Annotated in this window: 17 protein-coding genes and 4 pseudogenes; 16 read left to right on the top strand and 5 right to left on the bottom strand. The window is 37.3% G+C overall.

Annotation, left to right across the window (positions count from 1 at the left end):
- Positions 1–6 precede the first annotated feature (6 nt).
- Entirely contained in the window at positions 7–1,050 is a 1,044-nt protein-coding gene (locus BLP58_RS02235; protein ID WP_013854441.1) for a gluconeogenesis factor YvcK family protein, read from the top strand.
- Positions 1,043–1,978: a DNA-binding protein WhiA gene (whiA, locus tag BLP58_RS02240; protein WP_013854440.1), complete on the top strand. Its 936-nt coding sequence runs from the start codon at positions 1,043–1,045 to the stop codon at positions 1,976–1,978. The genes BLP58_RS02235 and whiA overlap by 8 nt, the downstream gene beginning before the upstream one ends.
- Positions 1,979–2,027: 49 nt before the next feature.
- On the opposite strand, the gene clpP is transcribed toward whiA, so the two are convergent.
- Complete coding sequence (gene clpP / locus BLP58_RS02245; RefSeq protein WP_013854439.1) at positions 2,028–2,612, bottom strand: ATP-dependent Clp endopeptidase proteolytic subunit ClpP; 585 nt, start codon at positions 2,610–2,612, stop codon at positions 2,028–2,030.
- 192 nt (positions 2,613–2,804) lie between these two features.
- Between clpP and BLP58_RS02250 the strand changes: the two genes are divergently transcribed.
- The gene (locus BLP58_RS02250; protein ID WP_013854438.1) at positions 2,805–4,433 is read left to right on the top strand and encodes an SH3-like domain-containing protein; all 1,629 of its coding nucleotides are present in this window, start codon (positions 2,805–2,807) and stop codon (positions 4,431–4,433) included.
- Positions 4,434–4,454: 21 nt separating this feature from the next.
- Here the strand turns inward: BLP58_RS02250 and BLP58_RS02255 are convergent.
- A pseudogene (locus tag BLP58_RS02255) lies at positions 4,455–5,901 on the bottom strand (APC family permease).
- A 159-nt stretch (positions 5,902–6,060) separates the two neighbouring features.
- Here BLP58_RS02255 and BLP58_RS02260 point away from each other — a divergent pair.
- From BLP58_RS02260 to tpiA, 5 genes are all read left to right on the top strand, one after another.
- Positions 6,061–7,551 carry an LBA0864 family S-layer associated protein gene (locus BLP58_RS02260; protein ID WP_013854437.1) on the top strand — a complete coding sequence of 497 codons (1,491 nt, stop codon included), beginning with the start codon at positions 6,061–6,063 and terminating at the stop codon, positions 7,549–7,551.
- A 413-nt stretch (positions 7,552–7,964) separates the two neighbouring features.
- Positions 7,965–8,996, top strand: a complete 1,032-nt coding sequence (locus BLP58_RS02270) for a sugar-binding transcriptional regulator (protein ID WP_013854436.1) — start codon at positions 7,965–7,967, stop codon at positions 8,994–8,996.
- 53 nt (positions 8,997–9,049) lie between these two features.
- Entirely contained in the window at positions 9,050–10,066 is a 1,017-nt protein-coding gene (gene gap / locus BLP58_RS02275) for a type I glyceraldehyde-3-phosphate dehydrogenase (RefSeq protein ID WP_013854435.1), read from the top strand.
- A 112-nt stretch (positions 10,067–10,178) separates the two neighbouring features.
- A complete protein-coding gene (locus BLP58_RS02280; protein ID WP_013854434.1) occupies positions 10,179–11,390 on the top strand; it encodes a phosphoglycerate kinase in 1,212 nt (403 codons plus the stop codon).
- 25 nt (positions 11,391–11,415) lie between these two features.
- Positions 11,416–12,174, top strand: a complete 759-nt coding sequence (tpiA, locus tag BLP58_RS02285) for a triose-phosphate isomerase (RefSeq protein WP_013854433.1) — start codon at positions 11,416–11,418, stop codon at positions 12,172–12,174.
- A gap of 332 nt (positions 12,175–12,506) precedes the next feature.
- Here tpiA and BLP58_RS02290 read toward each other — a convergent pair whose 3' ends face one another.
- Positions 12,507–13,028 (bottom strand): hypothetical protein, encoded by a 522-nt coding sequence (locus tag BLP58_RS02290; protein WP_013854432.1) that lies wholly within the window; start codon positions 13,026–13,028, stop codon positions 12,507–12,509.
- Positions 13,029–13,040: 12 nt separating this feature from the next.
- A pseudogene (locus BLP58_RS02295) lies at positions 13,041–13,916 on the bottom strand (Cof-type HAD-IIB family hydrolase).
- A gap of 67 nt (positions 13,917–13,983) precedes the next feature.
- On the opposite strand from BLP58_RS02295, the gene BLP58_RS02300 reads away from it, so the two are divergent.
- Genes BLP58_RS02300 through tsaE form a run of 3 tightly spaced genes read left to right on the top strand, consistent with a single transcriptional unit; the run spans position 13,984 to position 16,162 of the window.
- On the top strand, positions 13,984–14,682 hold the full coding sequence (locus BLP58_RS02300) for a uracil-DNA glycosylase (protein ID WP_013854431.1): 699 nt from the start codon (positions 13,984–13,986) through the stop codon (positions 14,680–14,682).
- An 11-nt stretch (positions 14,683–14,693) separates the two neighbouring features.
- Positions 14,694–15,683: a phosphate acetyltransferase gene (gene pta, locus BLP58_RS02305; RefSeq protein WP_013854430.1), complete on the top strand. Its 990-nt coding sequence runs from the start codon at positions 14,694–14,696 to the stop codon at positions 15,681–15,683.
- Positions 15,683–16,162 carry a tRNA (adenosine(37)-N6)-threonylcarbamoyltransferase complex ATPase subunit type 1 TsaE gene (gene tsaE, locus BLP58_RS02310; RefSeq protein WP_013854429.1) on the top strand — a complete coding sequence of 160 codons (480 nt, stop codon included), beginning with the start codon at positions 15,683–15,685 and terminating at the stop codon, positions 16,160–16,162. The genes pta and tsaE overlap by 1 nt, the downstream gene beginning before the upstream one ends.
- Positions 16,163–16,198: 36 nt before the next feature.
- Here the strand turns inward: tsaE and BLP58_RS02315 are convergent, their stop codons facing one another.
- The gene (locus tag BLP58_RS02315) at positions 16,199–16,732 is read right to left on the bottom strand and encodes a 3'-5' exonuclease (RefSeq protein ID WP_013854428.1); all 534 of its coding nucleotides are present in this window, start codon (positions 16,730–16,732) and stop codon (positions 16,199–16,201) included.
- A 98-nt stretch (positions 16,733–16,830) separates the two neighbouring features.
- On the opposite strand from BLP58_RS02315, the gene murB reads away from it, so the two are divergent.
- The 5 genes and pseudogenes from murB to BLP58_RS02340 all read left to right on the top strand — a co-directional run bounded on the left by murB (position 16,831) and on the right by BLP58_RS02340 (position 21,575).
- Positions 16,831–17,727 (top strand): UDP-N-acetylmuramate dehydrogenase, encoded by an 897-nt coding sequence (gene murB, locus BLP58_RS02320; RefSeq protein ID WP_013854427.1) that lies wholly within the window; start codon positions 16,831–16,833, stop codon positions 17,725–17,727.
- Between the two features lie 65 nt (positions 17,728–17,792).
- Positions 17,793–18,890, top strand: coding sequence for an ABC transporter ATP-binding protein (locus tag BLP58_RS02325; RefSeq protein WP_034536155.1), 1,098 nt, complete (start codon positions 17,793–17,795; stop codon positions 18,888–18,890).
- Positions 18,880–19,693, top strand: a pseudogene (locus BLP58_RS02330) (ABC transporter permease). The gene BLP58_RS02325 and the pseudogene BLP58_RS02330 overlap by 11 nt, the downstream one beginning before the upstream one ends.
- Complete coding sequence (locus BLP58_RS02335; protein WP_013854424.1) at positions 19,690–20,505, top strand: ABC transporter permease; 816 nt, start codon at positions 19,690–19,692, stop codon at positions 20,503–20,505. The pseudogene BLP58_RS02330 and the gene BLP58_RS02335 overlap by 4 nt, the downstream one beginning before the upstream one ends.
- Positions 20,502–21,575 (top strand): annotated as a pseudogene (locus BLP58_RS02340) (ABC transporter substrate-binding protein). Before BLP58_RS02335 ends, BLP58_RS02340 begins: the two are co-directional and overlap by 4 nt.
- Positions 21,576–21,612: the final 37 nt, after the last annotated feature.

A 21,612-nucleotide genomic window follows, 5' to 3' on the forward strand; every position in this document is an offset into this window, starting at 1 on the left:
CGGGGGATGCCATATGGAGAAACCAGAATTGTTCGAGTAATTAAAGGCAGACGCCCACGAGTAGTTGTGATTGGTGGAGGTACAGGCTTACCGGTAATTCTGAATGCATTAAAAGATCAAAATGCAGAAATTACGGCAATTGTTACCGTTTCTGATGATGGTGGTTCATCAGGCTCAATTAGAAACTTTATCAACGTTGTTCCACCTGGTGATATCCGAAACGTCTTAGTTTCATTAAGTGATTTGCCACAGGAAGAAAAAGATATTTTCCAATATCGTTTTGATTCTTCAGATGCCTTTTTCTCGGGTCATGCGATCGGTAACTTGATTATTGCCGCCTTAAATGAAATGCATGGTAATATTTTTGATGCAGTTCAATCTCTGTCTAAAATGATGAAAATTGATGGACATGTTTTTCCAGCTTCTAATGAGCCATTAACTCTTAATGCTGAATTTGTGGATGGAAGCCAAGAATCCGGAGAAACTGAAATTACATCTAAAGATAAACGCATTAAGCGCGTGTGGGTTACAGATACAGATTCTGATGATGAACCTAGAGCCGTTTTACCTGTGTTGGCTTCAATTATGCAAGCTGATGCAGTTGTACTGGGACCAGGAAGCCTGTTTACTTCGATTTTGCCTAATCTGATGATTTCTAATTTGGGCGAAGCGGTTCGTGAGACCCCAGCCGAGGTAATTTATATTTGTAATATTATGACTCAACGTGGGGAGACTGATCATTTTAGTGATTCAGAGCACGTTGAAGTGATTAACAATCATTTAGGTGGTCATTATATCAATACAGCCTTGGTTAATGGGGCTAAAATTGATATGAGTAAGTTTCACCCAGAAGATTATGACGCCTATCTTGAACCGGTAAAAAATGACTTCAAAGGTTTAAGAAAGCAAGAGTGTCGTGTAATCACTGATGATTTTCTTGATCAGCGTCATGGCCTGGTCTTTCATGATGGAAAAAAAGTTGCTCATGAGATTATGAACTTGGCATTTGAAGCAATGACACGTAAAAGAATGAAGGAAAATAATGGCTAGTTATGCTAGTGAGGTCAAAAAGGAGCTAACTTCGCTTGAGATGCATCCAGAGCATGCCAAAGCAGAGTTAGCTGCTTTTTTGCGAATGAACGGTGTTTTAAATTTACACGATCATCAATTTAGTTTGGATATTACTACAGAAAATCCAGCAATTGCCCGTAGGATTTTTAAATTGATTAAGGTAGCATATGGTATTGAGCCTTTATTGATTGTTTCGCGTAAAATGAAATTAAAGAAAAATAATCAGTATTTGGTTCGTCTAAATCAAGATGTTCAACAAATACTGAAGAATTTACGAATTTGGGATTCTGAAAGGGGCTTGGTCACACGAATTCCCGAAAGAATCATGGATTCTCGTGAAGGTGCGATGTCTTATTTGCGCGGAGCTTTTTTAGCAGGAGGAAGCGTTAATAACCCGGAGACTAGTCGCTATCATTTAGAAATTTATTCAACCTATGAGGATCATAATGAAGATCTGGCTACATTAATGAATAAATATTTTTATTTAAATGCTAAAATTATTAAACGACGCAGTGGATATATCGTCTATCTTAAAGAAGCAGAAAAAATTGGCGACTTTTTGCATATCGTTGGTGCTTTAAATGCGATGCTTAATTTTGAGGATTTAAGAATCATGCGTGATATGCGTAATTCAGTTAATCGCTTAGTAAATTGTGATACAGCTAATATGAAAAAAACAGCTTCTGCTTCCGCAAAACAGGTGGAAGACATTCAGTTAATTCAACAGGAAAAAGGTTTGGATGATTTACCAGAGAAGTTGCAAGTCTTAGCCCGTTTTCGATTAGCTCATCCCGAGTTGACCTTAAAGGAAGTAGCTGATAAATTGCCTGATGGTCCAATTTCTAAGTCTGGCGTTAATCATCGATTTAAAAAGCTACATGAATTAGCTGATAATTTGCGGGTGTAGAAAAAAAGAGGTTCATTTTTGAACCTCTTTTTGAATAACGAAGATTTAATTATTTTTTCTTGTTAACCATAATATCGTCAATTAAGCCGTATTCCTTAGCTTGCTCAGCAGTTAAGTAGTTGTCACGTTCGGTATCTTTTTGAATCTTTTCTAGTGGTTGACCAGTAGTTTCATGCAAAATCTCGTTGATCTTCTTCCGACTCTTCAGGATTTCATTAGCTGCAATCTGGATATCAGTCTGTTGTCCTTGGGCACCACCTAATGGTTGGTGAATCAAGACAGTTGAATTAGGTAAAGCAAAACGCTTGCCCTTGGTACCGCTAGTTAAAAGAATGGATGCCATTGAAGCAGCCATCCCAATAGCAATAGTGGAAACATCGGATTTAATAAAGTTCATCGTATCCATGATGGCTAAACCGGAAGTAATGACACCACCTGGTGAATTAATGTAAAGGGAAATGTCCTTGGTGTTGTCTTGGGCATCCAAGAAGAGCAATTGAGCAATGATGGAGTTAGCCATTTGGTCATTAATCTCACCACTAAGCATGATGATTCTATCTTTTAGCAAACGTGAGTAAATGTCATATGCACGTTCACCACGAGCAGTTTGTTCAATAACTGTAGGTACTAGCATATATCTGCCTCCTAAATTTTTTAATTCGTTGTTTAATTAGCACTCATTCAAGTACAGTGCTAATTAAATCACTTCGTAATAAAAGTGTCAAATAAAGACGCTCACTTGTATTGAAAATGTATTTTAGAAGATTACTCTTATATATTATAATAAAATAGTAAAATATAAATTATTATAGTATGGAGGATAGGCTTGAGATATTCGAAGAAAATTTTAACCGCGACGTCAGCGGTAGCACTCAGTGTTGGATTGTTAATGGGTTATGCTAATCCAGTGTCTGCAGCTAAGACTTCAACCACTAAGACTAGTAAGGATAGCACAGCAAAAGATAGTGAAAAGAAAGCATCTACACAGACCAGTACTTCTTATGACTTGATGGTTAAAGTGGGTAGCGGCAAGAGTTATCCTGTTTATAAAAAGATTGCTAAGGGTAAGCCAGTTGGTAAGAAGATTGCGGATGCAAGCAATTATCAATATGCTCATATTCAATCTGATCAGAGTATTAAGACTAGTAATGCGACTTATTGGAGAATTTATGTAAATGGCCGTAAGGTGGGTTACGTTAACCAAAATTGGTTTACTAGAAATACTATTGCAGTTCCTAAGACTGTAACCTTAGTTAGAAACAGTCATTCCGTATTTGACCCTAGCGATGCAATTAGTTATGTGACTAACTATATGGGAACAGTTATTGACAATCAAGATGTTACTATCTCTGAAGATGGAATTGATTGCTCAGAACCAGGTACTTACCATGTGAAATATAGTTATGGTAGTGCTAAAGCTACTGTTAAGGTAACTGTAAGAAAAAGTACTAAAGAAGGCGTTGCTGATGCAGATAGCGTCACGGCTAAGCCATTTAGTGGTAATTTGAAATCATGGAAGAAATATTATGGTAGTTCAGCTAATTATGTAACTAAGACTGATTTTGCCCCAGATAAATCTAAGCATACCTACAATAGTGAAGGTAGTAGATTAACCTTTAGAACGCGTTTCTTCCAGCCAGTACTATTAAGTGTAGCTAGAGATATTGATGATGACGATTTAATTAACCGTGTAGGTCATATTCCAGAAGGTATTACAATGTCTAATGGCTGGCTTTACACTAGCTTATTAAGCAAGACAAACGTTGCCAATGGTCATATCGTAGGCTATAACTTAAATCATTTGACTAATGCATTTAATGGGCAATACTTACTTGATATGTCACAGAAGAAATTCAATTCTTATGTGAAAAATATTAAGGTAAGTCCATATATTCCAGTTGGTCACGGTCAGGCAATGGGATCAACTAAGAAGTACATTTATGTAATCAACAATGATAATAAGACTTCTTACAAGAGCAATGCTTCAGAAGAATTGATTCAGATCCGTAAGAGTGATATGTGTATCAACAAGATCTGGACATTTAAGTGCTGGAATGGTAATGATTCAGAAGGTCGTTATTTCAAGAATGGCGTAATTGTTGATGATCACAAGATGTATACTACTACTTACAATAAGGATAAGCATCAAACTGAATACTGGGAATTCAACCGTAAAGGTGATAACTGGTATCCAATTATGTTAGGTGCAACTAAGACTGGTATTGTTTCAAATACTTACACTCAAGGCTTTGCTTATGATCTTAAGAATGATAACTTCTATTTAGCATTTAATGATGTAATTGCTAAGATTGCCAAAGATGGTGAAGTTAAAGATACTTATCAATTCCATACTGGTCGTGAGATCGAAGGTATTGCAGTTGAAAATAATCGTCTTTACACTAACTTAGCTCAGCGTGCTGAATTATTGGAAAGTACTCAAAAGTTAACTAAGTAATTATTTTTATTGCACTAATTATTAATTAGCCTTAGATTCTTGATACTTTTTAATTCCCGGTAAAATCAAGCCTAAAACAATTAAGATAATTGGCGTGATAATGTTTAGGAATAAAGTAAATGGATCTGGTGAGTAAATCCCAAAGATACAGCAAGCAGCAGTAACTAGGAAACACCAGATACCGGCAGTATAGGCTAGGCCTTGATGCTTAGTCATTTGATAGCTGGTTTCAAATTTCTTTTGTTGCTTTCTTAGAGCAACGTAGGCTGCGAATACCCAAAGGTAACGTAGTGGCATAGTAGTTGAATTTAATTTAACCAATTGAGCCATCACCGCTTGAGCATTAGGTACAAGGGCTTGGATAGCAATTAAACCACCAGACAAGATTACGATCATCCAAATACCGTTAATGTATGCACCATGCTTGTTAAGCTTAAGCAGGCCCTCAGGAATAAAGGCTTTAGCTTCTTTGCTACCTAAAAGCATTCTAAGTGGTGCATCAATACTGATTACTAAAGTTGAAAATTGTCCAATCACGTTACACCATGAATAGATGTACATAAACAAGCCACCAACATGGTAATATTCGCCTAGCTTTTGAAAGGCCATGTATGCACCGTTTGAAATATATTCGTTGAGGTTAGCGTTAACCACCTTAGGATCAAACATTAAAGCCATCGCAAAAGTTCCTAAAATTGCAGAAACCATAACCATAATTGCTAAAGCCATCATTGCTTTAGGAAAGTTTTTGGCTGGATTTTGCACTTTATTAACATAAGGCGAAATTTTTTCACAGCCACCAACGGCGAAGACTAGGATTGAGAGCGAGGTAAAGTACTTAACGTTAAAAGTAGGCATTAAGTTCTTCCAGTTAAAATTAATGTTATAAAAACCAGCATGTGGATTTATTGCTGGGGCTGCAAACATCATGATAATAAAAAGAATAGACATGATGAACATCGAAGACCCCGCAACTGTAGCTAGACTCTTTAAAACAGGTACACCACGACTAGCAACCCAGCAGAAGAATAAAAATACTACCAAAGTAGCAAATTGAGTCCAAGCAGTAGGCAAACCGTCATAGCAAACCGTCATACCAGTGAGTATTACCAAAAATTCCCCAGGCCATGGCTCTTAATCCACCGGTACCTTTACTTGAAATATAAACGATATGAACGGCCCAGTAAGTCCAACCAGCATAATAGGCCCATTTGGCACCCATAGTAGCGTTAACCCATGATGAAACCCCGCCTTCAGCTTTTTTGAAGGTGGCGCCTAATTCACCGACCATTAGGGCATAAGGAACAAAGTAGAGTAGAAACATTACAACCCAACTGAAGATGACCCTTGTTCCATCAAAGTAGACATAACCATTAACAACGTTACCAAAGCCCCACACAGTGGAGAAGGCCATCATTGCTAAAGTTGTCCACATCATCTTTTTGGGATTATTTTGTGATTCAATCATAAATTTTCTTCCTATATTAATAATACATTTATGTGAACTTTTTAATTATATAACATAAGCGGTTACAAAATCTAAGTATTATGGGATTTTTGTCAATAAGTGTTCATTTTTGTGAAAAAGGTGGTACAATAAATCTAATTTTTTAAAAGAGGAGTATTTATGAAAAATAAGAAGAGATTTTTTATTTCAGCTATTGTTGGTGCAGCTTTAGTTAGTTGCGGATTAGCAGTAAGTAGCAATCAAGCTAATGCAGCTACATATAGTCGTGCAATTACTAAGATTGCTGGTAATGGTAATTACGCTATTTATCACAATGTTTCTAGGAAGGGTACATCTGGCAAGTTTACTTCAACTAAGTACTTTAAGTATGGTCAAATTCAATCAAAGAAGTCGATGTCAACCAAGAAAGGCACTTTCTGGAGAATTATTGTTGATGGCCATGATGTGGGTTGGGTAAATCAAAACTTTTTTGCTAGAAATAAAATTTCAGTAGCAAACGAAGTCTCATTAGTTAAAAATTTCAGTTATGCATTTCCAACACGTGATGCAATTAACTATGTAACTAATAGTCAAGGTACTGCAGTTGATCCAAGCAAGGTGTATGTTTCACAAGCACATGTAAGTACTAAGGAAACAACAGTAAATTACAGCTATGGTAAGGCTAAGGCTTCTGTAAAAGTTTCAGTTTATAATGGTCAAGATGCATCTGCAGATAAGACCCCAAAGAAGGGCTTTAAGACTATTAAAACTTGGAATGGTGGCTCAAAGGGCTCATCTAGAAACTGGAATGCAGCTCATCATTACCGTTCAGAAACTACTAGCAACACTTTCAGAAGCAATGGCTTAACTTTAAGAACTCGACTTTTCCAACCTCGTTTCGTTAGTTTAGGTTATGGTCAAGCTGGCGATGCGATGGGGCAAGTTGGGGTTATCCCAGAAGGAATGACTGTTTCTAATGGTATTTTTACTACTTCAATGTTTACTAGCAGTCATGACCAACATGGACACTTAGTTTCATACAATTTAAATGCATTGAAGAGTAAATATGCAGCTCAAAACTTGACCACAATGCGCTGGGGCACTTTTAAGTCATATGCTAAGAATATTAAGGTTAGTACTTATATTAAGTTAGGTCACGGTCAATCTTTAGGCTCATCATCGAGCTACATTTACGTTTTAGCTAATGATAATGAGTACAACAATGGTCCTAAATCTGAAGAAGTTTTGCAAATCCGTAAGAGCGATATGAAGATTAACAAGATTTGGACTGTCAGAATTGCTTCCAACCGTTACATCCACAATGCAACTTTTGTTGGTGACAACACTATGTATGCGTTGTTTCACAATGGTGGCTATGACAACTATGAATACTGGAAGTTGACTAGAAATGGCGACAGCTGGGATGCAACTGAAGTAGGTGCAACTAAGGGCAGATTTGTTTCAAATTCACCAGTTCAAGGCTTTGCCTACGGCAATGGTAATTTCTACATCGGCTTTAACAACAATATCTTTAAGGTTGGTGAAAATGGCACCGCTAAGAAGCACTACCGTTTCAACACTAAGCGTGAAATCGAAGGGATGTCAGCAACTGGTTCAAGACTCTATGTTCAATTTGCACAAAGAGCTGAATTAACTTCAGGTAAAGACTAGAATTTAAATTAATTAAGAAGCTGTCCGTTTAGACAGCTTCTTTTTATTGTTTAAATTATATAAAAAAGACGAGGATTTTCACCTCGTCTTTTTTAATATGGACCCCCTGGGAGTCGAACCCAGATTCTAAGAACCGGAATCTTATGTGCGATCCATTACACTAAGAGTCCAAATGATACCCTAGTTAGTATATCAAAAAATCAAGGTAAATAAAAATTATTTTACTTAATTTACTAAAAATTAATTTGGCGCATCTTTTTCTTGAATTACGGAAAATACCTTGTTATACTAACAATGTCGAGTGGAAAATGTATAAGTTAAATGATTGTACGTTTCTCTTATATTTTTAAGCAATCTGGGACAGCAAGTGACACAGTGATGGTCGACTAACGTCCTAGGGAAAGGAGGGAACGATGAATTCGGACTTTTCTTTGCTCGAAGCGCTCGTTCCCGACGTCTTAAAGATTCTTCGACAAAGATATCTTGTGCTTGAACAAATTGCGTTGCACGCTCCAATCGGTAGGCGCAGTGTTGCTCAGCATCTAGGACTTTCAGAGAGAAATATTCGTACTGAGACAGAATATTTAAGTCATTTAGGTTTGATTGAAATAAAAAGTTTTGGTATGTTTTTAACTGAAAAAGGTGAAAAGACTCTGCAAGATGCAGGTCCGTTGCTTGACCGTCTTTTCAATGCTGGTGAAACGGAAGTTGCACTAGCAAAGAAACTCGGCATTGAGAGAACATTGATTGTTCCAGGCAATGCCGATCTACAGGATCGAGTTTTTGAAGAGATGGGGGAAGAATTAAGTTCGGCATTGAATTTACTCTTGCCATTAGGTCATTCAATCGTTACACTCTTAGGGGGAACATCTTTAGCAAAATCGGCGAGGTATTTATCTCCTGGTTTAGGAAATAATCGCCAACTCGAGTTTGTTCCAGGTCGAGGCGCTTTGGGCGAAAATGTAGAAACGCAAAGTAATACAATCGTCCAAGAGATGGCTGCTAAGACGTCAGGTACTTATAAGACTTTATATTTGCCAGAACAGGTATCAGATGATGCTTATAAGTCATTAATACGTGAATCCTCGATTGCAGATGTTCTACAAGATATTTCACAAAGTGATGCCGTGATTCATGGAATTGGGTTAGCTCAAGAAATGGCACGGCGCAGAGGCTATAACTCAATTAAGCTCTCTGAGCTTCGTGAAAAAAAAGCCGTCACCGAATGTTTCGGGTGTTTTTTCGATGAAAACGGCAAGGTTGTCGACCGTATCGCCCAGGTTGGATTACAGTTTGAGAACCTATATAAAATACCCCACATATTTGCCTTTGCCTGTGGTGCTAGAAAAGCCAAGGCAATCAAAGCTTATATGCCTAATGCGCCTCATCAAACCTGGTTAATTACTGATGAGGGCGCCTCAAATATGATTTTAAAGGGGAAATAAAATCCCGTTTAAAATAAATTGTTGTTTATAGTTCTTAAGGAGGACTTTAGGTTATGACAGTTAAAATTGGTATTAACGGTTTCGGCCGTATTGGTCGTTTAGCATTCCGTCGTATTATGGACTTAGGTGAAGAAACTAAGGACATCGAAGTTGTTGCTATCAACGACTTGACTACTCCAAAGATGCTTGCTTACTTACTTAAGTACGACACTACTCATGGTACTTTCAACCACGAAGTTTCATCAACTGATGACTCAATCGTTGTTGACGGCAAGAAGTACCGTGTTTACGCTGAACCACAAGCAAAAAACATTCCTTGGGTTAAGAATGACGGTGTTGACTTTGTTCTTGAATGTACTGGTTTCTACACTAGCAAGGCTAAGGCACAAGCTCACCTTGACGCAGGTGCTAAGCGTGTATTGATCTCAGCTCCAGCCGGCAACGACTTGAAGACTATCGTTTACTCAGTAAACGAAAACACTTTGACTGCTGACGACAAGATTGTTTCAGCTGCTTCATGTACTACCAACTCAATTGCTCCAATGGCAAACGCTTTGAACAAGGAATTCGGTATTGAAGTTGCTACTATGACCACTATCCACGCATACACTGGTAGTCAAATGACTTTGGACGGTCCTGCTCGTAGTGGTAAGGAACAAGACGCTCGTGCTGCTGCCGAAAACATTATTCCTCATACTACTGGTTCAGCAAAGGCTATCGGTTTGGTATTGCCTGACTTGAACGGTAAGATGAACGGCCACGCACAACGTGTTCCAGTTCCAGATGGCTCAGAAACTGAATTAGTATCAATCTTGAAGAAGAAGGTTACTGCTGACGAAGTTAACGAAGCTATTAAGAAGTACGAAAGCCCATCATTCGCTTACAACGGTGATCACATTGTTTCAAGCGATGTTATCAACATGACTGCTGGTTCAATCTTTGACCCAACTCAAACTATGGTAACTACTGCAGGTGACAAGCAATTAGTTAAGACTGTTACTTGGTACGACAATGAATACTCATTCACTTGCCAAATGGTTCGTACTTTATTACACTTTGCTACTCTTTAATCATTAATTGACATTAACTGATTATAGTTAAGTGGTAATTGAGAAGGCGGAGGGAGATTCTTCCTTCCGCCTTTTTTTGAAGGAAAAATATCAAAATAATCGGAGGATTATAATGGCTAAATTAATCGTTGACGATCTTGATGTTAAAGGCAAAAAGGTCTTAATGCGTGTGGACTTTAATGTTCCTATTAAAGATGGTGTTATTGGTGATGACAACCGTATCGTTGCTGCACTTCCAACAATTAAATACATCATTAAACATGGTGGTAAGGCAATTCTTTTAAGTCACTTGGGCCGTGTAAAGTCAGATGCTGACAAGAAGGAATTATCATTAAAGCCAGTTGCTGAACGCTTAAGCGAACTTCTTAAGAAGCCTGTAACTTTTGTACCATCAAATGAAGGTAAGGAAGTTGAAGAAGCAATCAGCAAGATGAACGATGGCGACGTTGTTGTTCTTGAAAATACTAGATTCCAAGATATCGACAATGACTTTGGTAAGCGTGAATCAGGTAACGATCCTAAGCTTGGCGAATACTGGGCAAGTCTTGGTGACATGTACGTAAACGATGCCTTTGGTACTGCTCACAGAAACCACGCTTCAAACGTTGGTATTGCTACTGCTATGAAGAAAGATGGCAAGCCTGTTGCAGCTGGTTTCTTAATGGAAAAGGAAATCAAGTTCTTAGGTAACGCTGTTGAAAACCCAGTTCACCCATTTGTAACTATTCTTGGTGGTGCTAAGGTTTCAGACAAGATCGCTGTAATTAAGAACTTAATTCCTAAATCAGACCACATTTTAATCGGTGGTGGTATGGCTTATACCTTCTTAGCAGCTCAAGGTCACAAGATTGGTAAGTCATTGTTTGAAAAGGACAGAGTTGAACTTGCTAAGGAACTTTTGAAAGAAGCTGACGGCAAGATCGTTCTTCCAGTTGACAACGTAGCTGCAACTGAATTCTCAAACGATGCTTCACGTGAGGTTGTTGGTGACGATATTCCTGACAACATGATGGGTCTTGACATTGGTCCTAAGACTGTTGAAAAGTTCAAGGAAATCTTAAAGGATGCTAAGACTGTTGTTTGGAATGGTCCTATGGGTGCCTTTGAAATGTCTAACTTCGCTAAGGGTACTTATGCAATTGCTGATGCCTTAGCTGACTTAACTGATGCAACAACTATTATCGGTGGTGGTGACTCAACTTCTGCTGTTAAGAAGTCTGGTGTTGCTGACAAGATTACCCACATCTCAACTGGTGGTGGTGCTTCACTTCAATACCTTGAAGGTAAGGAATTACCAGGTATTGCATGTATTTCAGACAAGTAATTTAAGGTAAGGAGATAATAGACTAATGAGTCGTACACCAATTATTGCTGGTAACTGGAAGTTACACATGAATCCTGAACAAACTACTGAATTTGTAGATGCTGTTAAGGATAAGTTACCAGACCCAAGTAAGGTAGAATCACTTATTTGTGCACCTGCAGTTGACCTTGATGCTTTGAGAAAAGCTGCTAAGGGTTCAAACTTACATATCGGTGCAGAAAACTGTTACTTTGAAGACGAAGGTGCTTTCACTGGTGAAACTTCACCTAAGGTCTTAAAAGAAATGGGTATGGACTATGTAATTATTGGTCACTCAGAACGTCGTGGCTACTTCCACGAAACTGACGAAGACATTAACAAGAAGGCTAAAGCAATCTTTGCTAATGGCTTGAAGCCAATCATTTGCTGTGGTGAATCACTTGAAACTCGTGAAGCTAACAAGCAAGAAGACTGGGTTGTTGGTCAAATTAAGGCTGCTTTAGATGGTCTTACTGCTGATCAAGTATCTTCACTTGTTATTGCTTACGAACCAATCTGGGCTATTGGTACTGGCAAGACTGCTTCATCAGATCAAGCTGAAGAAATGTGCAAGACTATTCGTGAAACTGTTAAGGACTTGTACAATGAAGAAACTGCAGAAAACGTTCGTATTCAATACGGTGGTTCTGTAAAACCAGCTAACGTTAAGGAATTAATGTCAAAGCCTGACATTGACGGTGGCTTAGTTGGTGGTGCTTCACTTAAGCCTGAATCATACTTAGAATTGGTAAACTACCAAGGCTAATTTGATATCAAAATAAAAATAGCTTCTGCATTTGGCAGGAGCTATTTTTGTGTTTAAATAACCTTTTGGTATAAAAGCTATTGCTAATATGCATCATATAAATAAAGTCAATTGAAAATAATAACAGTAAACCCCTTGTATTTTTTCCTAGAGGAAGTATAATAAGCAGTGGAGGTTGAGATTCACACAGATTGAAACCTCATTATTCAGTCTCTGCCCAATAATTCCTTATTACTTAATAAATACAAACTTTATGGCAGAAGATACATCTATATCTATATCACTTTCTAGAAGAGCAGTTATGATAATTTTCATAACTGCTTTTTTTAATACTAATTTGGATTAATTTCAAACTTTTTTCCGATTGGTGGAAAGGTAGGAAGCTTTAACGGAGTAACGTGCCACTGTGTAAATAATACTGAGGTAAGCAATATGAATGGAACATCCTCTGGTTTGGAAATATCGCAGACTAATACTACTCCATGATCTCCCACGATTGTTTCAACATCGGCTACATCTTTGAATCCAGAACGAAAAGTATAGGTACCACGTTTAATGCTGCCAGTAACTATATATTTTAATTGAGTAAGATAAAATATATTGGTATTAGGTGTATTCAATTTTTTAATTCCCACTAGAGAGTGATTAACTACATCAATCGTGAAAGAGGCAATAATCCCACACCCATCGGTAAACAAACGACCAATTTCATCTTTAGCAATATTTTCTAAATATAAAGTATGGTTGGGATTATCAAGATTGCCTTGAATAAAATATTGGACTTTTCCATTTTCTCCTACTACGGGAATTTGACCGTAAGCTTTTTCTTGATTAAGTTCTAACCAAAAGAGCATGCTTGATCACCTCTATTTTTGTTTCTTATTAGTAATAAAGTGATTAAGAATATAGGCTACCCCATCCTCATTATTTGTCTTAGTGACAACTTGTACAAGATTTTTAATCATTGGAATAGCATTTCCCATAGCAACACCGGTTCCTGCTTCCCGAATCATACTCTCGTCATTTAAATTATCACCAATAGCAGCAATTTCTTCTCGTTTAATACCTTTTAATTTAGCATAGTCCAGAAGTGCAATTCCTTTCTGAGCATTACAGTCATTGACTTCAATGTTGGCAGAAGAACTGGAAGTAACGACTAAATTCCCCATTTTTGCGATTGATTTTTTGACGTCGGTAAAAGCTTCATATCCTCAAGCGTCAAAAGCAATAATCTTCATAACTTCAATTTGAGGGTCTCGCAATAATTCTGCAAAGCTATTAACTTGCTTCATATTCAAAATTGATTTATTCCCTGCGGAAATAGCTACAGCTTGTTTAAAGTTAAGCAAAGGATTTAAATCTACCATTAGGTGAGCTACATTAGAAATTCTTTGATTTAAATCTTCAGTATAAATTTGATTAGCAGTAAGAATTTCAAAATAAAACCCTTCTTGATGAAAAAGTTGTACTAATTGTTTAGCCTTATTAATTGGAATACCGCGTTTGATCATTAGCTGGCCTTTTTCATTGAAAACAAGTGCGCCATTTAAATTAATAAAACCTGTGTGTAGACCAGCATCTTTTAAAACAGATTTAGATTCACGTGGCCCGCGACCTGTGGCAATTAAAAATTCAATGCCTGCTCTTTGTGCATTTTTCACAGCTTGTGCATTAGCTTTGGAGACTGCCATCTCTGAATTAAAAAGTGTACCATCTAAATCACAAGCAACTAATTTGATCATAATTTTCCTCCCAATTACTATTAAATTAATGATACCATAAAGAGGATGAGAAAAGAGGGTGTAAGACTTGGCTAAAGAATTAATCGGTAATGATTGGGACAAGATATTGGATCCAGTTTTTGCAAGTGAGAAGTATCACGAACTTCATAACTTCTTGAAGGAAGAATACTCTACAAAACAGATTTATCCTGATATGTATCATATTTTTACAGCTTTTAAATTAACATCTTTTGCGCAAACAAAAGTGGTTATTTTAGGGCAAGATCCATATCATAATCCAGGACAAGCTAATGGCATGAGTTTTTCGGTGATGCCGGGCATGCAGCTGCCACCATCATTGAAGAATATTTATAAGGAACTGTACGATGATGTGGGTGCTCGGCCAGTCAATCATGGATATTTGAAGAAATGGGCAGATCAAGGTGTGTTACTATTAAATGCTGTGTTGACTGTTCCATATGGTCATGCTAATGGTCATCAAGGTAAAGGTTGGGAAGATGTCACTGATGCTGCGATCAAGGCATTAAGCAAACGAGGCAAGGTGGTCTTTATCTTGTGGGGACGTTTTGCTCAGAATAAGATTCTATTAATTGATCAGAGTAAGAATTTTATTATTAAATCAGCCCATCCAAGTCCATTTTCAGCTGATCGTGGCTTTTTCGGTTCTCGGCCGTTCTCTCGCTGCAATACAGCATTAATTAATTTGGGAGAAACGCCAATTGATTGGCAATTACCTGAGACAGTAAGTAAATCAGATTTAGCATAAGAGGTATGTAAATGAGTGTATTTTCATTATTTAAAAAACAAGTTGAACAAGCCGAAAACAAGAAGCGGATTGTTTTTCCAGAAAGCGATGATTTAAGAGTTTTGACAGCAGTGTCAAATTTAAACCAAGATGGCATTGTTGAGCCAATTTTAATTGGTGATCCGGACAAAGTTAAAAAAATAGCTGCTGAGCATAATCTAGATATTGCCGGCGTTAAGATTTATGATCAGAACAATTATAGTGGACTTGATGCTATGGCTGATGCATTTGTTAAAGCTAGACATAAGAACACTAGTATTGCAGAAGCAAAGGCAAAATTGGCTAAAGGCAATTACTTTGGCACGATGTTGGTTAAAATGGGTCTAGCTGATGGTATGGTCTCAGGTGCGGCTCATTCAACTGCTAATACTGTTTTGCCAGCTTTGCAATTGATTCACGCAGCAGAGGGGATGCATCGTGTGTCGGGTGCCTTTGTGATGGAAAAGGGTGATGAAAGATATATCTTTGCAGATTGTGCCATTAATATAGAGCCCGATGAAGAAACATTAGCTGAAATTGGTTATCAGTCAGCTCAAACGGCGAAAATGGCTGAAATTGATCCTAAGGTTGCTTTCTTAAGCTTTTCAACTAAGGGGTCTGCTGAAGGACCGATGGTAAACAAGGTTCATGATGCAGCTGCAATGTTTCAAAAGAATTATCCAGAAATTCCAGCAGACGGTGAATTACAATTTGATGCTGCTTTTGTTCCAGCCGTTGGTGAAAAGAAAGCTCCAGGTTCAAAGGTAGCTGGACATGCCAATGTCTTTGTTTTTCCAGAATTACAGTCTGGTAATATTGCTTACAAGATGGTACAACGACTTGGTGGTTTTACTGCTGTAGGTCCAATTTTGCAAGGATTAGCCGCTCCAGTAAATGATTTGTCTCGCGGCTGTAGTGAGCAAGATATTTATGATTTGGCTATTGTAACTGCCGCACAGGCTCTGGCAAAGGATGAAAAGTAATGACAAAATTAGAAATTAATTCGGCAGAAAGCATGCAAAAATTGGGGGCATCTTTAGCTAAAACTGCTAAACCGCATGATTTATTGCTTTTGAATGGTGATTTAGGTGCCGGGAAAACAACCATGACGCAAGGATTAGGCAGAGAACTCGGCGTTCGGCGTCCAGTTAAAAGTCCCACCTTTACAATTGTACGAGAATATCGTGAAGCCAGACTGCCTTTATTTTATATGGATTTTTATCGCTTGGAAGATGATGATTTATCTTCAATCGATTTAGAAGGGTACTTGGCAGAGCCCGGATTGATCGTGATTGAGTGGCCCCAATTAGTGATGAATGATTTGCCTAATGAATATCTTCAATTAACGCTTACCAGAGTCGATGACAGCTGGGAATCTACTAAGCGTGTAGTTAAATTTGATCCACATGGCAAACGGAATGAAGAATGGGTAAAAGCTGCCCTAACTGAATATGATGAATAAAGTAAAAAGATTGGATTACGAATTTTCCAATCTTTTTTAAATTTGATAAATTAGATTTTTAATTGGCTCAGCGCCAAACTGTTTTTCTTGATTTATTAAAATACCCGCGCAGGCTTCACTATCACTTAAAGCATTGTGATGATGCCAAAGTTCAACATCTAGCGCGTTGGAAACCGTGTCTAATTTGTGATCAGGTAAATCAGGTTCAAACCGTTTGCTTGTCGTTAGAGTATCAATAACTAAATAATGCGGTTCTTCAATATTGTAGCGAGCCAGAGATTGCCGCATAACATTTGTGTCAAATCTGGCATTGTGAGCCGCAACTAGCATACCTGGCTGATATAAGCCCGTAATTTTAGGCCAAACTTCGGCCATTGTTGGTGCATTTTTAACATCGTCAGCAGTAATCTGATGCACTTGAATATTGCGTGCGTCAAAGGGCATTTGCGGATTAATTACTGTATAAAAACGATCAACGATCTGATTATTTCTAACCATTACTAGTGCTAGTGAACATGCGCTTTCAGGGTAATGGTTAGCAGTTTCAAAGTCCATTGCAATAAAATTCATAAAAAATCTCCTTATTGCTAAAGTATAGCATGATTACTAGTGAAGCTAAGCTCTTTCTGCGGTAAAATAAGACAAGAAACTATAAGGAGGCATTCATTTTGGAATTACTTGATTTAAAAAAACAAGGAATTGATATTAAAGAGCAAATTCCATTAAGCAGATATACTTTTACTAAAACAGGAGGTCCAGCTGAATACTTGGCTTTTCCAAAAAATACTGCTGAAGTAGAGAAATTAGTGAAAGCTACTCGCATAGATAAGATTCCACTAACGATTATCGGTAATGCCTCAAATCTAATCATCCGCGACGGCGGAATTGACGGATTAGTTATTATCTTAACTGAATTAAAAGAAATTAAGGTAGAAGGTAATCAGGTAACTGCAGATGCAGGAGCTCGAATTATTGATACTGCTTTTGCAGCAGCTCATCATGGCTTAAGTGGGATGGAGTTTGCCGCAGGCATTCCTGGTAGTATTGGTGGCGGTGTCTTCATGAATGCTGGCGCATATGGTAGTGAGATGCAAGAAGTTGTAGATAGCGTTCATGTTTTAACTCGCAGTGGTGAATTTAAGACGTATTCTAATCAAGAAATGAACTTCTCTTATCGTCATTCGATAGTGCAAGAAACTGGTGATATTGTACTTACTGCTAGCTTTAAGCTAGTACCAAAAGATAGACTGGAGATCTTAGACCAAATGCATTATTTAAATGCACTACGTCGTTATAAGCAGCCACTTGAATATCCATCTTGCGGGAGCGTCTTTAAACGGCCAACTGGACACTTTGTAGGACCAATGATTATTAAGGCTGGCTTGCAAGGTAAAAAAATTGGTGGGGCACAGGATTCAACCAAGCATGCAGGTTTTATCGTTAATAAGGGCGGTGCCACTGCAACTGACTATCTGAATTTGATTCATTTAATTCAACGAGTAATTAAAGAAAAGTTTGGCATAGATTTACATACTGAAGTAAGAATTATCGGTAAAGAAAAATAGAATAATTGACGAGAAACAAGCTACAGGTACTAAAACTTGTAGCTATTTTTTATATGGGGATGGATATGGACATTATTAAGTTGAAACATATTACTAAGCAATATGACGATGGCTTCGTTGCATTGCGGGACATTAATTTAACGATTGAGTCGGGTAAATTCTATTCATTATTAGGACCAAGTGGATCGGGGAAGTCAACTATCTTGCGTATCATTGCAGGTTTTTCTCAACCAAGTAGTGGCCAGGTATTTTTTGCGGGTAAAGACATTACTAACTTAGATGCAGCCAAGCGCCACATTAATACCGTTTTTCAAAATTATGCTCTGTTTCCACATTTAGATGTTTTTGAGAATGTTGCTTTTGGTCTGAAAATAAAAAAGAAAGCAATGAACGAGATTAAACCAGCTGTTAAAGAAGCGCTGCATATGGTGCGTCTTGATGGTTATGCTAATCGAGAGATTTCAGAATTAAGCGGTGGTCAACAACAGAGAGTGGCAATTGCTAGGGCAATTATTAATGAACCCAAAGTGTTGTTATTAGATGAATCATTATCTGCTTTGGATAAGCGTCTGCGTAAAGATATGCAATTTGAATTAAGGGCAATTCAAAAGAAATTGGGCATCACTTTTATCTTCGTTACTCATGATCAAGAAGAAGCTTTGTCGATGAGTGATGAGATTTTTGTATTAAATGATGGCAAGATACAGCAAAGTGGTAGTCCTGTGGCGATTTATGACGAACCAGTGAATGATTTTGTAGCCCGATTCATCGGCGATTCCAATATTCTGTCTGGTCGGATGATTAAAGATTATGAAGTAGAATTTGCCAATCGGCAGTTTAAATGTGCGGACGGCGGGATTAAGTCGAATGAAAAGGTAGAAGTTGTTATTCGACCTGAGGATTTAGATATTGTTGCTCCGGAAAAAGGCAAGATTGTGGTTACCGCACAAACGCAACTGTTTTTGGGAGATCACTTTGAAATAAAAGCGATGGATGCTGACGAAAATGAATGGCTAATCCATTCAACTAATGGCGTAAAACTGGGTCAACGAATTGAACTTTTCTTTGATCCAGAGGATATTCACGTTATGCGTTTGAATGAAAGTCAAAAAGATTTTGATGCCAGAATTGAAAAATATGAGGGGGATGAAAATGAAAACTAAAAAAGCTTTCTTTTTAATACCCTATTTAATGTGGATTATTTTATTTGTAATCTTGCCGATTTTACTCATTTTATGGTATTCATTTACTAATAGCAGCAACGACTTTACTTTGAATAATTATGTTACTTTCTTCAGAAATGGTACTTTTTTGAAAATGATGATCAATTCCTTTTGGTATGCTTTTTTAATTACGTTAATTACATTGCTGATTTCATATCCTGCCGCATATTTTTTGACTAAAATGAAGAATCAACAATTGTGGTTATTATTAATTATCTTACCTACATGGATTAATTTATTGCTTAAAGCTTATGCTTTTATTGGAATTTTAGGAAGCAACGGTTTGGCTAATAAGTTTTTGCATTTATTTGGAATCGGACCGGTGAATATTTTATTTACGGATTTTGCTTTTATTTTTGTCGCAACTTATATTGAGATCCCGTTTATGATTTTGCCCATTTTTAATGCAATTAAAGAAATTAATCCGGCAGTTATTCAGGCATCTGAGGACCTAGGAGCTAGTAGATGGCAAACTTTCCGTTATGTTCTTTGGCCCTTATCAAGACCTGGCGTAGAAAGCGGCGTGCAGGCTATTTTCATTCCGTCACTTTCATTATTCATGTTGACTCGTTTGATCGGTGGTAATCGCGTTATTACATTAGGTACAGCGATTGAAGAGTATTTTATGACAACGATGAATTGGAACATGGGGGCTACAATCGGAGTAATTTTGATTGTCCTGATGGTATTGGTAATGCTCCTTTACTAGTAAAAAAGCGAAGAGAAAGAAGGTAGACTTATGAGAAGAAGACATTTAATTGCTCGAATCTATCTTTCTTTAACCTTAGTTTTACTTTATGTTCCAATTTTCTACTTGATCTATTTTTCTTTTTCAAGTGGAGAAAATATGAATAAATTTGAGCATTTTACTTGGGCGCATTATCAGACTCTCTTTCAAGATAATCGCCTCTTAGCTATCTTTTTAGAAACGATTTTGCTGGCTCTTTTATCTAGTTTAATTGCTACTGTAATTGGCACCTTGGGTGCGATTGCGATTAATGGGATGAAAAAAGAAGTTCACAAAAAGACTACCTTAGCTTTGAATAATGTCCTCATGGTTTCACCAGATGTTATTATTGGGGCTAGCTTTTTGATCTTCTTTACAGCTTTAGGGATTGGGCTTAACTTTGGTTCAGTTTTGCTTAGCCATATTGCTTTTTCAATTCCGATTGTAGTATTGATGGTTCTGCCTCGCTTAAACGAGATGGACATGTCATTAATTGATGCGGCACGAGACTTAGGAGCGAATTCTTGGCAGGTTTTCAGTAATGTTTTAATTCCCACGATCATGCCGGGAATTTTTTCAGGAATGTTTATGGCACTAACATATTCTCTTGATGATTTTGCGGTAACTTTCTTTGTAACTGGCAACGGTTTTTCAACTTTATCAGTTGAGATTTATTCTAGAGCTCGTCAGGGGATTGATCTAGAAGTTAATGCTTTAAGTACGGTAATGTTTCTCTTTGTTCTTCTTTTAGTGGGAATTTATTATTTCATTACTACGAAAAAGAATAGACGCAAGAATCATCGCGTGATTGGGGGATTGGTCAAATGAAAAAGATTAGCATTGCAGTCATCATCATTCTCGCGGTTTGTTTAGGACTAGCTGGTTGGTCGCATCATTTAGAAAAGCCAGCTACTAAAGGAAATCATCAAAACTTAATTATCTATAATTGGGGTGATTACCTTGATCCCAAACTAATTAAAAAATTTGAACAAAAAACTGGCTATCATGTAGTTTATGAGACTTTTGATTCTAATGAAGCGATGTATACCAAGATTAAGCAAGGCGGAACGGCTTATGACTTAACTATTCCTTCTGAATATATGGTCACTAAGATGCGGAAGGCACATTTGCTTGATCGAATTGACCAAAAATAGATTCCAAATATGAAATATATTGGTAAAAGTTTTTTGCATAAATCATTTGATCAGGGAAATAACTATTCCATACCTTATTTCTGGGGTACGCTTGGCATTGTATATAATGATAAATTTGTCCGAAAAGGCTCGATTAAGACTTGGAATAATCTCTGGGCTAAAAAATATCGGCATCAAATTTTATTAGTTGATTCAGCTAGGGATGCGATGGGCATGTCATTAGTTTCTTTAGGCTATTCGATGAATACTACCAGTAGTTTAAAACTGCATCTAGCTCAAACTAAACTAAATAGTTTAGGACCTAATATTAAAGCGATTATTTCTGACGAAATGAAGATGTACATGATTCAGAATGAAGCAGCCATCGGGGTTACGTGGTCTGGCGAGGCACATGAAATGATGGAAAGCAATCCTCATTTGCATTATGTTGTTCCTCAGCCAGGTTCTAATTTGTGGTTTGATAATTTTGTCGTGCCTAAAACTGCTAAAAATAAAAAAGCGGCTTTTAAATTTATCAAATTTATGTTAGAACCTAAAAATGCTGCTCAAAATGCGGAATATGTTGGTTATGCAACTCCCAACAACGCTGCAAAGCGATTTTTACCTAAAAAAGTGAGAGACAATCGGCAATTTTATCCTAATGAGCAAACTATTAAGCATTTGCAAGTTTTTAAAGACTTAGGCCCCAAGAAAACGCAGGAATATAATGATCTGTTTTTAGAATTTAAAATGTATGCACGCTGAGATAGGTCAGTTATAATTAAAGAAGAAAGGAGCCATC

This window comes from Lactobacillus kefiranofaciens (assembly GCF_900103655.1).
Lineage (GTDB): Bacteria > Bacillota > Bacilli > Lactobacillales > Lactobacillaceae > Lactobacillus > Lactobacillus kefiranofaciens.